General features: G+C 65.7%; 12 protein-coding genes. 4 read left to right on the plus strand and 8 right to left on the minus strand.

What is annotated here, in order from left to right:
* The first annotated feature begins 131 nt into the window (after positions 1–131).
* Entirely contained in the window at positions 132–1,262 is a 1,131-nt protein-coding gene (locus AC1DDH_RS06040; RefSeq protein ID WP_476955044.1) for a hypothetical protein, read from the plus strand.
* 74 nt (positions 1,263–1,336) lie between these two features.
* Here AC1DDH_RS06040 and trxB read toward each other — a convergent pair whose 3' ends face one another.
* A complete protein-coding gene (gene trxB / locus AC1DDH_RS06045; RefSeq protein WP_476955045.1) occupies positions 1,337–2,329 on the minus strand; it encodes a thioredoxin-disulfide reductase in 993 nt (330 codons plus the stop codon).
* A 132-nt stretch (positions 2,330–2,461) separates the two neighbouring features.
* On the minus strand, positions 2,462–3,097 hold the full coding sequence (locus tag AC1DDH_RS06050; protein ID WP_476955046.1) for a LysE family translocator: 636 nt from the start codon (positions 3,095–3,097) through the stop codon (positions 2,462–2,464).
* A gap of 341 nt (positions 3,098–3,438) precedes the next feature.
* Between AC1DDH_RS06050 and AC1DDH_RS06055 the strand changes: the two genes are divergently transcribed.
* Positions 3,439–5,034, plus strand: coding sequence for an MFS transporter (locus tag AC1DDH_RS06055; protein ID WP_476856009.1), 1,596 nt, complete (start codon positions 3,439–3,441; stop codon positions 5,032–5,034).
* Positions 5,035–5,122: 88 nt separating this feature from the next.
* Here the strand turns inward: AC1DDH_RS06055 and AC1DDH_RS06060 are convergent, their stop codons facing one another.
* From AC1DDH_RS06060 to AC1DDH_RS06075, 4 genes are all read right to left on the minus strand, one after another.
* Positions 5,123–5,791 carry a GAP family protein gene (locus AC1DDH_RS06060; protein ID WP_476955047.1) on the minus strand — a complete coding sequence of 223 codons (669 nt, stop codon included), beginning with the start codon at positions 5,789–5,791 and terminating at the stop codon, positions 5,123–5,125.
* 39 nt (positions 5,792–5,830) lie between these two features.
* Positions 5,831–6,982, minus strand: coding sequence for an AI-2E family transporter (locus AC1DDH_RS06065; RefSeq protein WP_476955048.1), 1,152 nt, complete (start codon positions 6,980–6,982; stop codon positions 5,831–5,833).
* A gap of 96 nt (positions 6,983–7,078) precedes the next feature.
* Positions 7,079–7,465, minus strand: a complete 387-nt coding sequence (locus tag AC1DDH_RS06070) for an SHOCT domain-containing protein (protein WP_230010772.1) — start codon at positions 7,463–7,465, stop codon at positions 7,079–7,081.
* Positions 7,466–7,559: 94 nt separating this feature from the next.
* On the minus strand, positions 7,560–8,003 hold the full coding sequence (locus AC1DDH_RS06075; RefSeq protein WP_253906773.1) for a hypothetical protein: 444 nt from the start codon (positions 8,001–8,003) through the stop codon (positions 7,560–7,562).
* 282 nt (positions 8,004–8,285) lie between these two features.
* On the opposite strand from AC1DDH_RS06075, the gene AC1DDH_RS06080 reads away from it, so the two are divergent.
* Complete coding sequence (locus tag AC1DDH_RS06080) at positions 8,286–9,116, plus strand: class II glutamine amidotransferase (RefSeq protein WP_028276753.1); 831 nt, start codon at positions 8,286–8,288, stop codon at positions 9,114–9,116.
* A 99-nt stretch (positions 9,117–9,215) separates the two neighbouring features.
* Here AC1DDH_RS06080 and AC1DDH_RS06085 read toward each other — a convergent pair whose 3' ends face one another.
* On the minus strand, positions 9,216–10,733 hold the full coding sequence (locus tag AC1DDH_RS06085; RefSeq protein WP_476955049.1) for a transposase: 1,518 nt from the start codon (positions 10,731–10,733) through the stop codon (positions 9,216–9,218).
* A gap of 254 nt (positions 10,734–10,987) precedes the next feature.
* Complete coding sequence (locus AC1DDH_RS06090) at positions 10,988–11,548, minus strand: potassium channel family protein (RefSeq protein WP_243177831.1); 561 nt, start codon at positions 11,546–11,548, stop codon at positions 10,988–10,990.
* Between the two features lie 227 nt (positions 11,549–11,775).
* Here AC1DDH_RS06090 and AC1DDH_RS06095 point away from each other — a divergent pair, with 227 nt between their 5' ends.
* Positions 11,776–14,340, plus strand: a complete 2,565-nt coding sequence (locus AC1DDH_RS06095; protein WP_476955050.1) for a helix-turn-helix transcriptional regulator — start codon at positions 11,776–11,778, stop codon at positions 14,338–14,340.
* Positions 14,341–14,363 lie beyond the last annotated feature (23 nt).

A 14,363-nucleotide genomic window follows, 5' to 3' on the forward strand; every position in this document is an offset into this window, starting at 1 on the left:
CGCCGCGGCCATAGCGTTGGAGTACCGCCGGTGTGCGAGCGCCCGGGATGCGAAAGATTTCTGGGGCACGAGGGGCTGACGCTGACGGCGGAACTGCACGAGCCGTCAACGCCAGCGAATCGAAGTGAGTGATGGTAGACCCGAACAAGCCAGCAGCCGTCACGTCAGAGGCGCGGGCGCTCTTCGTCGGCAGCGCCGCCTTCCTCGTCCTGGGCGGCATTGCTTTTCTGCTGATCGGGCGGGAACCGGTCCCGTTGTCCGGACGGGGTTCAGTCGGTGACATTGCCTCGATCGGCACGGCAGTGGTGGGCGCCGGGGCGGTGGTGGCCGGTTGCCTGCAACGTCGTCCGGCTGTGGCACCGGAGGCCCGCGGGGGAGGCCGGATCCGCACGTCCATCGATATCGCCGCACTCGCGCTGGCGCACGCCTGCATCTTCCTGCTCGGCTGGCTGGCGCTCTTTTCGCTGTTCCAGCAGGCGTTCATCGGTGCGGTCGTCTACCCGTTCGCGGCCGCTGTCCTGGTCGGGACCACGGGAGCCATCAGCGCCTATATAGCCTACCTGTCCGCGCTCAGCATGACCGCCTACCGGCTCGCCGCCCTCCTCGCCGGCTTCCTGGTCACCGGCCTGCTCACGAGCATGCTCACCGCACAGAATCCACTGTGGTGGCAGGAGAACCTCAGTGCCCTCGGCATGAGCTCCGACGTCTCCGGAGTGGCGTTCAACTTCACCCTGATCGTCGCCGGCGTCGTCATTTCCACGCTGGCGGGATATGCGACGGCGACCCTCGCGGCGACCGCGAAGTCCCCGTCCGCGCTGCATCGGGTGAGGCTGCTCGAAGGCGGGATCGCCCTGATCGGCGTCTTCCTCGCCTGCGTGGGATTGTTCCCCGTCGATGAGCGCTTCGGGCTCCACACCCTGGTCGCGTCCGGCATGGTGGTGGTCTTCGCGTCCCTCATTGTCCGCATCCGCACGCTGGTTCCGTCCGTCTCGGCCACCTTCGCTGCGCTGGGGTGGCTCTTCCTGGCGGTCATCGTGGCCGCCGCGGTGCTGTGGTTCCCGGTCGGCTACTACAACCTGACCGCAGTGGAACTGATCGCCGCGTCGCTGATCTTCGCCTGGCTCATCATCCTGATCCGTAACCTCGCAGCCGTCGATGCCGACCAGCTTGAGGCTAACCTGCTTGTCCCCCCGCTGTCAGCGCCGGCTGAGCCTGCGGACCGGCCAGTTTCCGCAACAGACAGCGCGGCGACCGACCCGTAAGTACCGCAGGGCCTGCCGACGACGGAAGTGCCGCCGCCGGGGGTGCCGTCGGGAAGGGCCGCTTCTAGGCTCGCCTAGGAGTGCGTCGGTTCTTCGACCAGCGCGGTGGCGATGCTGTCGGCGTCCTCGAGCGCGGACAGGAAGCGTTCGGCGTCCAGGGCCGCGGCGCAGCCGGTGCCGGCGGCGGTGATGGCCTGGCGGTAGCGGTGGTCCACGGCGTCGCCGCAGGCGAAGACGCCAGTCAGGTTGGTGACCGTCGTAGGGGAGCCGACCTGGATGTAGCCGTCCGCATCGAGGTCTATCTGGCCGGCCAAAAGCTCGGTCCGGGGCACGTGCCCGATCGCGACGAAGATGCCCGTGGCGGCCTGCTGCCGGGTGTCGCCGGTGCGGGTGTCGGTCAGGGTCACCCCGGTGACCTTGCCGTTGCCGTGGATCGCGGTGACGGCGGAGTTCCAGGCGAACCTGATCTTGGGGTTGTCCTTGGCCCGCTGGGCCATGATCCGGGAGGCACGCAGTTCGCCCTTGCGGACCACCACGGTCACCGATTTGCCGAAGCGGGTCAGGAACGTGGCCTCCTCCATCGCCGAGTCGCCGCCGCCGACCACGATGATGTCCTGGTCGCGGAAGAAGAAGCCGTCGCAAGTGGCGCACCAGGACAGTCCGTGGCCGCTGAACTTCTTCTCCTCCGGCAGGCCCAGTTCCTTATACGCCGAGCCCGTGGCGAGGATGACGGCGGGCGCTTCATGTCTCGCCCCGGCGCCGGTGACCACACGCTTCAGGTGCCCGGCGAGCCGGACCTCGGTGACGTCGTCGAACACCACCTGCGCGCCAAACTTTTCGGCCTGCTGCTGCAGGCCGTCCATCAGTTCAGGGCCCTGGATGCCGCCCGGGAAACCGGGGAAGTTTTCCACCTCCGTGGTGTTCATCAGAGCGCCGCCGGCAGTGACCGCACCGGCGATGACCAGCGGTGCCAACCCGGCCCGGGCGGCGTAGATCGCCGCGGCGTAGCCCGCGGGACCGGACCCGATGATGATCAGCTTCTCGGTAGTCTTGATGGCGGCGCTCACGGTCGGGCTCCTTCGGTGACGGTTGCCGGGCATGTGCTGATCATCCCGCCCTGTGGGGCGCTTATCAACGCCCCCGGGGTTGATCCGGAGTTTAGACACCCGGGAACGCCGCGCGGGAGCGTGCCCGGGCGGCTAGGCGGAGGTCAGCGTCTGCGTCAGGATGGTGCCGCCAACCCCGACCAGGACCGCGCCTGAACTCCCGACGACGATCCGGCTGGTCCGGGGCCGGGCGAGGACTCCGGTCACTTTCTTGAGCGCGCTGAGCAGCAGCACGTACCAGGCCAACGCGATCAGCAGGAAGATGCCCGCCATCAATGCGTGCTGGGCGAGGGGCGGCAACGGGGCGACAGTGAACTGCGGGAACAGCGACAAGTAGAAGACGGCGACTTTCGGGTTGAGCAAGTTGCTCACCATTCCTTGCACGAAAGGCGAGCTCCCGCCGCGTTGGCGTTCCGCCACGGGCTCCGCGGGCCGGTTGTGCGTCGTGGCGAATGCCTCTGCGAGCGCCCGGGCGCCCAGGTAGAGCAGGTAGGCGGCCCCGGCAATTCTGATCCCGGTCCCGACAACTTCCGAGGCCCCCAGCAGCGCCGTGACACCGAGCACCGCCAGTACGGCAAGGATCGTGTTGCCAACCATGATGCCGGCGGCGGCTGTGGTTGCCGCCCGTGTGCCGCGGGGGGCATTCCTGAGGACAAGCGCAAAGTCGGGTCCGGGCACCACCACTACGACCAGGCAGGTCAGCACGAAGGCTGCCAGTTGTTCCAGCATCTGGGATTTCCTCCGGGCGTCAGTCTGTAGCGGTGGGTGGTGAATTTCGCCCGGGAACGAAACCCGGGCAGCCTTCTACGTTAGGCCATCGCGGGCACCACCGGAGCGCAGCCCCGCCTCGTTGCCGGCGGAAGGTGGCAGCAACCTCACCCGCTGGGCATGATTCGGTCAGGAGGCCGGACCGCTAGCTTTGCATCAGCATCGCATTGCGGTGGGCGCTGGTGGGATGTGCCTGCAGGACCATGCTCATGCGTGAACTGCCCGGTCTGCTCCAGAGGAGGCGACATGTCCGGTTGTGTGGTGGACCCGAGCGAGCCATCGAGTGTGGGAGGCGGACCGCGATGAACTCTCCAAAGGACGCCGCGACCCCGCCGGTGCAGTTCAACCAAAGGCTGGCGCTGCTGCTGGCGATGGCGATGTTCGTGCTGGTTGTCGACACATCGATCATGAACGTCTCGATCTCCGCGGTGGTGGACGACATAGGCGCGACCGTCAGCGGACTCCAGTCGACAATCGCCCTCGAGGCGCTGGTATCCGCGGCCTTTATCCTGATCGGCGGCAAGATCGGCGACCTGATCGGGCGCAAGCGCGCCTACGTCATTGGGCTTTCCTGCTACGCCGTCGGCGCCGTGGCGATGACCCTGGCCCAGACTCTCCTCCCGGTGATCATCTGCTGGGCCCTGATCGGCGGCCTTGGCGCCTCGCTGCTCCTTCCCGCCATGCAGTCCCTCATCCACGGAAATTTCGAGGGAGATGCCCAGCACCGGGTCTACGCCCTCGTCGGCGCGTCGGCCGCGATCGCCGCCGCCGTCGGGCCTCTGCTCGGGGGCTTCCTCACCACGTTCCTGTCCTGGCGCGTCGCCTTCCTGCTCGAGGCCCTCATCATCGCGGTCGTCCTGTCCGGAATCAAGCTCGTCAAAGACGTGCCGTACACCGGGCCCCGGGAACTGGATCTCTTCGGATCACTTCTGTCCATCGTCGGCATGGGCGGCGTCGTGCTCGGAATCCTGGTCTGGCAGGAAGGCGGCGAGGCAGTGGGCGCACTCCTGGCTGTGGGCGCCGTCGGACTGGGCGGCCTGGTCTACTGGCTCCTTCAGCGCAAACGCCGCAACAAGCCGACACTGCTGGATCCGGACCTGTTCCAGGCAAAAGCCTTCCGCTTTGGTGCCACGGGACAAATGCTCCAGCAGATCGCTCTGGGCGGCACCATGATCGTGCTGCCCATCTACCTTCAGATGGTGCTCGGATACAACGCGATGCAGTCAGGTCTGTCCATCGCCCCGCTCTCGCTGACCATGTTCGCCGTCGCCATGATCGTCGGGAAGAGGTCCGGTAGGCGGCGCCCGGCCAGCCTCATACGGTGGGGCTTTCTGTTTCTGATCGCGGGTCTGGTGGTGCTGGTCCCCATCGTGCCGCGAGCTGACTCCGGCTGGTGGCTGCTGATCCCGCTGATCATTTCAGGCTTTGGCCTGGGGCTGCTGGTATCCCAGCTCAACAACTACACCTTGTCCCCGATTTCGGACGAGCGGGTCAGCGAGGCCGCCAGCGTGAACTCGGCCGCGGGATCGTTCGGCTTGTCCTTCGGACTCGCGTTCGCCGGCGGCATCATGCTGGCATCGCTCTCGACCATCTTCATCGGCTTGTCGGATGCCAGCACGGTCCTCCCGCCCGACGACAAGCAGCAGGTCGCGACGGTACTGGAAGACGACGCCCAGGTGATGAGCGACGCGCAACTCCAGGAACAGATCGCCGGCCAGCCGGAGGACATCCAGAACGAAATCATCCGCATCAACACGGAGGCACGGCCCCTGGCCCTCCAGATTGCACTGTTCGTCCCGATCCTTGCCGGCCTCGCCGGGCTCGGCACCTCGTTCCGCATGATTCGGATCCCTGACCCCAAGCCCGCCGGCACCGGCGAGGGGAGCGTCCTGGGCTGAAGTTCACAGCGGCGAGCGTCCAGGCTGCACCCCCTGACAGCGGAGTTCCCCGGGATCCGGCGGGGTGCGTGGTTTCGGGGTAGTCCGATTAGAGCTGGAGAAGGCTGTAGCCGACGAGGAAGATCCCGATCGTCAGCGTCGCGATCGCCGCAATCCTGCGGCCATTGCGCTGCAGCCAGTTGTACAGGGCGGTCAAGGGCACTTGGGCCCGTTCGGGGGAGCGCAGCCACACAGCGACCGGAATGATGACGGCTGACTGGACCACGGCGGCGTATGCGAGGACAAGCAGGCTGCTTGGCAGCGGCGGCAGTTCCTGGACACCGATCACGGCACCGGCGGTGACGGCCAGCAGGAGCGCCTTCGGACGAAGGTTAAAGCCCAGGCCCAGTACGACGAATTCCCAGGGCCGGGCGGAGCGGAACCGCGACTTCATCTTGCCAAGCATGGCGTTGTCCCGGCCGCCCTTGCTCACGAGGAGGTACACGGCGTACGCAACCAGAAGCGCACCGATCACAATGGCAATTTGTGCCACCCATTCGTCCCTACGCAGGCGCGGCGGCTTGACGGGCAGGAATTGCAGCCCGACCGCCGCCAGGCCCACGACCACGATCGAACCCGCGAGGCTGCCGATCAGGAAGGGAAGGGCGCCGCGGCGCGGACTTGGCGAGAGCAGAATCATGATCGTCACGCTGACAGGCACTGTGCTGAGAGCCCCTGCCAGGGCGAAGAGAGCCAGGCTGCTGAGAGTGCTCAGCATGCTCCCCTCACCTTCCCCCGGCAGCACCCCGACGGCATGTCATGCCTTCGGCCCGCTTCCGGTGTCCGGGCGGCCCGTCTTCAGTCGTCCGCGGCGTGCCCGGATCGCCTTGTCTTCTTCCTTGATGAGCAGTTCGAGGTCCTTATTGTCGCCCGTCAACGGCCGCCACCATGAAAGTGTCGGGTCGGAATCGAGCAGGATGGTTCGGAACAAGAGCGTCAGGGGAACGGCGAGGACGGCGCCGACAGGACCCAGGACCACTGCCCAGAAGAGGACGGAGAAGAAGGTCAACGTCTCACTCAGCGACACCGCGTTGCCCACGTATTTCGGCTGGATGATCGACTGGATGATGCTGTTGATTCCGCCATAGATGATGATGACTGCCACGACGGTCGGCCAGCCCCCGGTGAGGTAGCCGAAGAACAACGGTGGGATGATGGCGATGAAATACCCGATGTTGGGGATGAAGCTGCAGATGAAAGACAGCAGCCCCCAGAGCAGGGCGCCGGGGATCTGCAGGATGACCAGAACCAGCCAGTTGAACAACCCCTGCGCGATTCCGAGGACCGTGGTGGCGACCATGTAGCGGCGTACACCGGTTCCGAAGCCGTTGAGCGCTGAAACCAGTGCCGGCCGGTGATAGTTCAGGTGAATCAAGAGCGCCGGCACGCGCGAACCGTCAATCGCCATAAGAATGAGCATCGTCAGGATGATCACGAGGCTGGTCACCAGACTTGCGACGTTTCCCAGGAGGCCGCCGAGGAACCCGACGATGCGGCCCGGCGTAAACCCGTTCAGGACTGCCTGGGTTTGCTCCGGGCCAAATCCTACAGATTCCAGCATCGCGGAGATCCTTGCGCCGAACTCGGCCATTTGGGGGGCGTATTGCGGCAGCAGCGCGGAGAACTGGGCGAGTGAGGCAATCAGGACTGCGGCGAAGGCGGTCAGCAATCCGAAGACAGCCGCGATTGTGGTCCCGGTGGCGATGCCCCGGGAAATTCCCCGTGCCTGCATCCAGCGGCGCAGCGGATGGACACAAAGCGTCAGCACGAAGGCAAAAAAGACGGGGGTGACTATTCCCTGGATCGCGCCGAGGCCGAACGCTGCAATCGTCGCGCTGGCCAGGGCGAGCAGGATTATTACGGTGCGGGGGAGGGCCGAACGATTGGATTCCGATGGTTCCGGCTCCATGAGCCCTCCTTGGTTCAGCCTAGCCATATCTTAGAAGCCTCATGGCCTCATGAATAGCGAGTTGGCCAGGCCTGCTCCTCGCGCCTCAACCCGGAGTCAGACGACGATCTTGCTCTTGATCTGGGCAAACTCCTCTGCACTGATGGTTCCCGCGTCCATGAGTGCTTTGGCTTTGGCGATCTCCTCGGTGGGGCTGGCCGTGGCGACACTGCGGATGTAGGCATCGGTTTCCTGCTGGGACTTGCGGGCCCGCGCCATTGACCGCTCCGCCATGCCCTTGCCCCGGGCAATCATGTATGCCAGCACGGTCAGGAACGGAATGAAGACCAGAAGAACGATCCAGACGGCTTTCCACCAGCCGCTGAGCTCGTCGTCGCGGAAGAGGTCGCCGATCACCATGAACACTGCATACAGGAAGGCGATAATTGCATAGAAGATAAACAGCCACCAGAGAATATCCCAAAAGTTCTCGAAGAAATTCATTTTGGCTTCCCTACTTTCGCTTGGTGCGGCGTCGCCTACGAACGCAGCCTTGGATGGGAATGGGTTTCGCCACGGATATCCCGGAAGACCCGGGCTAGCACTTGGCGTCATTCGAGAGATCGCTGATGGCGGCCTGCACGTTCGCGGCTTCGTCCTTGAGCGAGTTGGCCGCCTGCGTCAGGGTGGCGTCGTCGGGAACGGAGTTCACAGCGGAGGTGAACTTCTGTTGGGCTGCTTTGACGGCATCCACCCGATCTTTGGCCGCGTCGCTGGCCGCGTTGACCAGATCGTCGTAGCTCTTCCGAACCTGATCCCGGGCCGCCTGGATCTGGCCTATCGTGGCGCCTGGCTTGAGGGAGTCCTTGAAATTCGTCAGGGCTGTTGAAAAGCCAGTGGCGGCAGCGCAAACCGGTGAAACGCTCGCCGTCGGGCTCGCGCTGGGGCTGCTGCTGGGTCCCGAGGTGGCGCAGCCGGCGAGCAGCGCAACCGCCGCCCCGAGCGCAGACATTCGCGCGAGGACTGGTTTTGGTGTCGACATTGGACTCACCTCTCCATGGGCTTCCGCCTGGCAGCCCAATCACTGGCAGGTACCACCAGTGTTGGGTGAGGGGCCCGCTTGCGCGTCACCCGCCGCGGGTGATCCTTTCGCGCGGCTCTCCGTGCCGGGCGCGCCGCTGACCAGCGGGGACGCGACGACGGAACTATCGAACGCGGGTGGGACCCCATTACCTCCCACCCCGCGGCCCGAATCACCCCGGGGTGATGATGTGCCCGCTCCGTCGCCGTGATGGACTGCTGTCCACAACTGAGGGAGGATGCCATGTGTCGTTGGCTAGCGTATTCGGGTTCGCCGGTGCAACTGGAGGAGCTGTTGTACAAACCCACCAACTCGCTCGTGATGCAAAGCAAGCACGCCCGAATGGGCGTTGAAACCACCAACGGGGACGGCTTCGGCGTGGGCTGGTACGGATCCGCGCCGTATCCCGGGTTGTTCCACAGCACGGAGCCCGCGTGGAATGACCGCAACCTCCGCGAGTTGTCGGCGCAGGCGTCGGCCGGCCGGGTCTTCGCGCACATTCGGGCCTCGACCGGATCGGCGGTCCAACAGACCAACTGCCATCCATTCCGCCACGGCAGCTGGCTGTGGATGCACAACGGACTCATCCGGGAGTTCCCGACGGTGAAGCGCGACTTGGCCATGGCCGTTGAGCCATCGCTCTTTCCGCTGATCGAGGGAGCCACGGACTCAGAGCTCTTCTTCTTCCTCGCCCTGACCTTCGGGCTGGAGCAGGACCCGAGGGCGGCCGTAGCTGCCGCGGTTGGACTGATTGAAGACGTCGGCCGGCGCCACGGGATCGAGCAGCCAATCCAGATGACAGTGGCCACGACCGACGGCGACACCACCTGGGCGTTCCGCTACTCGAGTGAACGGCAGTCCCGGTCGCTGTTCCACAGCACCGACGTCGCGACCCTTCGCGTCCAGTACCCGGAGAACCCGTTGCTTCATGACCTGGCGGACAACGCGCGCCTGGTCGTCTCCGAACCGCTGGGGGATCTCCGCGGGGCGTGGCGGGAAGTACCCGAGGCTACCTGCGTGGTGGTGCACGGCGCCGGCGAGGACCTGTTCCCGTTCACGCCGACCGCCCCCTAGTGCCGGCGGCGGAGCCCCCCTCAGCGTCTGCGGCGAGTGCCGCTGCCGCGCAGCACCAGCTGGCGCGGCGCTAACTGGTGGTCCGGTCCCGCCGGTCCTTCACACGCCGGTTCCTCCGGCGTCGGGCGCCCTGGGGATGGGAATCGTGGGATACGTGTCATCGGGAGGGCCGCCCGCCGTGACCGACTCACCGCCTGGCACGCCGCCGGACTCGACACCGGACTCACCGCTGGGATCGACGCCCGGCTCGCCTCCGGGTTCGGCGCCGGGTTCGGCGCCCGGCCCGCCGGCTACGGCCGGCCGGCACAGCAGTTCGACCACGAGAATGACCAGCACGGCCAGGACGGCCGTCCAGATGGCGACGGCCGCCGTCGGGTCCTGCCAAAAGATCAGCACCAGCACAGCGATGCCGACGACGGTGGCTTCGATGATCCGCCGGTACCGGGCCAACCAGAGCTGCCATGACTTGGCCTGGCCACCGCCGATCTTGCCGGTGATGTAGTCGCCCGCCGTCGCCAGGCCGTGCCGGACATACTCCGCTGGACGCGAGTGGCCGCTCAGAAATGCTGCCAGGGCGATCAGCAGTCCGACGACGAAGACAAGGCGCAGGCTGGTGCGCAGCGGTACCAAGAGCGCCTCGACCAGGCTTTCTGCCGCCGCAGGGGTGACAGCACTCGACGGAATCGAGTTCAGGACGTAGCTTCGCCCGACCACAAGGGACAGCGCCAGCACCGCCATCGATACCGCCACGGCCAACCCCACGCCGCTCGTCGTACTCCGTCTCCGGCCCCGGGGGGCAACGGCAATGGCGCCCACGGCGCTGAGCACCGTCAGCCACGCCAGTATTGGGCCGAGCCGGTCCAGGGTCCGGATGGTTTCCGTGGCACGGACCAGTTCAGGCGACTGGAACAGGGCGATCTGCGCGTCAACTTCCGGGATCCTCGAGGCGATATCCACCCCTTGCTGGACAAGGAGAGTCTTGACCCGGGCGATGATCTCTTTCGTGGAAATCGACACCGTGCCGTTCTCATCAATACTGACCGTGCCTCCCGTACTTCCCGTGGCTAGGTTGACCAGCCCCTGGTGCGCGACCCGGTTCACCTGGATCCAAAGGTCCTGGAACTGCGGTGTCGCCACGAATCTGGCAACGGCGGTATGGATGAGCGTTTTGGTCTGCTCCGCAAGCATCGGGGCCAGCCCGGTGAGCACTGCCGCCACGCGGGGCGCCGTTTTAGCGAGCTCGTTCAGGGCATCGCGCGTGATGGTCTGGAAATCCACTGCGTCGGTGATCTGTTGGGTGACCTTGTCGGCGATTTCGGCCTGGATCGCAGGGTCCGAGGCCAACGGTGCGACGGTGGCGACGTAGCGATCGGTGTCGATGACTTCGCTGCGCAGGTAAAGGGCCGGAACTGTCGCGAAGGCCAACAGGCCGGTGATAACCACCAGCACGATTGCCACAATGCGCCGGGCCAGCCCCGGATGCCGCACGGCCGGCCTCGGCGGGGCCTTGCGGGCAGTGTCCCGTTCCTGCTGGAGACGGGCGACTTCGGCCCGTAACCGCAGAATTTCTTCCTGTTCCGGGCTAGCGGGGCCAGCGGGCTGATCGTTCAGCGACATGAGGGGATCCGCCTTAGCTTGTGTTCCGCGGCTGGGCATTTCACGGCTATTTTCATTGTTCACTCGGCGTGCCGGTCCAGCCCCACCCACACAGGGTGATCTGTCACGCCGGGGAAGGGCCCGCCGCGGCCTTCCCTACGGGCTGGACGCCGCGCGTCGGACGTGCAGAGTGGCGCACCGAATCCCGGCCCTGCCCGCGAAATTTCAGCCGGCCGGCCCGCTGTCATCCGTTTTGGGTGATGACGGCGGCGGATTCAGGATTCGCCGCCCAGACGCCGCCCGGCCGCGAAGAACGCAACTTTTGCGATCAATAGGAGTGCACCTAAATCGGCAATCATTTGGACGGACACGACACCCCTCGCCAGCTGGCTTACCGGCGTAATATCCCCGAACCCGACGGTGGCAAACGTGGAAGTGGTGAAGTAAAGGGCATCGGTTCGGCTCAGGGGCTCGCTAAACGCCGCCGCAGATGTGATCGACATTGATGTGTAAAGGAGCGCGAAGAGACACAAAAACATCAACAGGGTTTCGGCGACAGCCGCGGCCGCCCGAACCCTCGGGATATGCGCCACGAGTATCAGCCGCAATTGAATTGCCAGGACTGCGAAAAAGACCAGCACGACACCCGCCAGGCGGATCCAGGCGGCCGCGGGATCGGCGTCATTGAATCCCCCGACGGGAATAAAGAAATACAGGGCGAGGACCACAACCGAAAATGCGATGAGACGTGCAATCGCGAAAATAATGACCCGCCTGCGGTCGGCCTTGTCGAGGTCATGAAGGAAAATCGGGTCTGTCGGGCTGCCGTGCTTCATAGGCATGACTGATGATACAGCCGGGCACCCAATTCGTGCCGTGCCGCAATCGGGCCGCCCTAATCGCCGTATTTTCGCACTAAGGAGCGGCGCACAAGGGGTCTTTGCGCCCTGTTGGTGCCCTTTTGCCCCCACCTAGCATGTGGAATGTGAGAGATAGGCTAGAAGCCGAATGGGTACCGGGCCCACAGTTCAAGATCCGCCCGCCTGTGCGTGGTCTCGGAGCGTTGGAGCGTCCACGTCTGGAAAGCGCCCTGTCCGCGGCCGCAGATTCGCACCGCCTGACCCTCGTCGCGGCCCCGGCCGGCTACGGCAAGTCCACGTTTCTGGGTGATTGGGTCCGCAAGTGCGCTCTGCCGTGCGCATGGCTGTCGCTGGACAGGTTCGACACGCAGCCCGCGCGGCTGTTTCACGGCGTTGTTGGGGCGATCCAGTCCGCGGCGGGCAAACTGCCGTTACCCGGAACCGACGCCCTCCTCGCCCTGGACCCGAGCCTTGCCCACGACCGGGCGGCCTCCTACGACCTTCTCCTCGGGGCACTCGAGCACCTCACCGAACCGATTGTCCTGGTGATCGATGACGTCCATTTGGCCGGGCCGGGGCTGGCGAACGGAATCGTCGGGGTGCTCGCCGCATCCGCACCCCCCTCACTGCGGCTGGTCCTCTCGGGACGCGGCCATACGTCCATTCAGCTCGAAAGATTCCGGTACGGCGAGGGACTGGGTGAACTTCGCGCCGCCGAACTGGCCTTCACGCGGGAGGAAGTTGCCCAGTTCGCCAGTGCGCTGGGACAAGATCAAACGTTCGACGCCGGGTCGCTCTGGAAGATGACTGCCGGCTGGCCTGTGGCAGTCCACGCCAGCCTGGTCTCCTTGGCGCAGGCCCGCAACGTGCCGCTTGCAACGCCAGGCTCCGCGCCTACGCACGTCCCGCTCGCCGACTACGTCGCAGAAGAGATCCTCGACCAGATCGAACCGTCGCTGGCCGAATTCATTCTCAGGGCCACTACCAGCGACTGGCTCGGACGCCGGCTCGCCGTCGAACTCGAAGGCCGTCCCCGCGGCGGCGTGCTGCTTGAGGAATGCCTCCGTAACGGGCTCTTCATCGAGGAGCACGAATACCGTGCGGGCGAATCGATGTTCCGGTGGCATTCCCTCTTCGCGGCGCAGTGCCGGCGCATCCTGCAGCGGCGCGACCCTTTGCTCGCCGAGCGTCTGCACCGCGTGGCGGCGAGGTACTACCAGGACGTCGACGTCGTCGAGGGCGTCGCCCAGGCGCTGCAAGGAAGCGCACCCCGGCAAGCCGTGATTTCCCTCGGCGCCCATTGGCTCGAATTCCTGCTCGGAAACGACGTGCAGACCCTGGAACGGCTGTGCCTGGACCTCCCGGCACCGTGGGGCGAGGATCCGGAGATCCTGATGATCCGATCGGTCTGCCGTGCCCTTTCCGGCGACGGCACCGCCGCGGCCGAGCTCACCGACCGGGCGCTGTCGCGGACCTTCGCGCTGGACGCAATTCGACGCCGGAGACTGGAGAGTTACCGGGCGCTCTACGAGCCGCTGCCCGCCGACGGCCGGCTGGACCCGCACACCGAGACGGACGACGGCCGGTCGACGACGGACATTTCAGGAGATGGCCGCTCCAGCTCCTTCTCGACAGGACTCTTCCTGCTGGCCCAGGCAGAGTTCCGGCTGCACCGCACCGGCGAACTTGGCACGGCGCTGCTCCAGGCAACGGCGGCCACAGGCAACCCGGAACAGCTGGAAGCCGTGGAAATCTGCGCCCAGGCCGAGCTCGCGTTGGCTCACGCCATCGCCGGTGACCTCGTGAGCGCCGACGAACTTGGCACGGCGGCGTTGGACCGGGGAGAGGCGCTGGGTTGGAATTCGCGGCAGCGGATGGCTCCGGCCTGGCTGGCCCGTGGCATCGCGTGCTACTGGAATGATGATCTGAAGGCTGCGCGGACCTGTCTTACCAAAGCGCAGCGATTGGGCAGCGAGCTGTTCCCGACCGGTCCGCTCAGCGCCATCTATCGGGTCCTGGTTGATTGCGCCGCCGGCGACCTGGTCGGCCTGGCCGACTCCGGTGCGGCGCTGGAGTCCTTTCACGGGCGGGGACGGTACGCCGTTTCATGGAATGCCCTGGAGACCATCGCGGTGGCGAAAATTGCCGAAGCCAGGGGCGACCGGGACGGAGCTTTGCGGACCGTCCAACCACTCGGTGCCGGGGGGCACGGCGCATTGGCGGATACGCTGCTGGCGGAGTTGCTGCGCCGCGAAGGTGACACCGCCGCTTCGCAACGCTGTGCCGAGTCACTGGCCGATCGCCGCGGCAGCTCATATATCGACACCTGCCTGAGCCTGACCGAGGCGATCATGGCCCATGGAACCGGAGATGCCGCGGCGGCACACGAGCGGATTGAACATGCTGTCCTTCGTGCCGAGCCTGAAACCGTCCTGCGTCCTTTCGCCGAACGGAGAGAGGAATTGGCGGATCTGCTCGTGGAGCACGCTGTCTGGGGCACCGCGCACGAGTCCTTCATCGCAGCGCTGATGGCACGCGAGGCACAGGGTGAGACCCGCCTTCGTGCACAGTCCTACTGGAACCTGACCGAGCGCGAACGCGAAGTCCTTTCCTACATGCGCTCGATCATGACCGCTGCTGAAATTGCCGAGGCGTTGTACATTTCCGTGAACACGGTCAAGACCCACGAACGGTCCATTTACCGCAAGCTCGGGGCGGTAAGCAGGCGCGACGCGCTCAAGACGGCAGCCAAGCGTGGCATCGTCTGAACCCCGCGGCGGCCTTGACGGCC

It is taken from the genome of Arthrobacter sp. 10T425, from assembly GCF_056393985.1.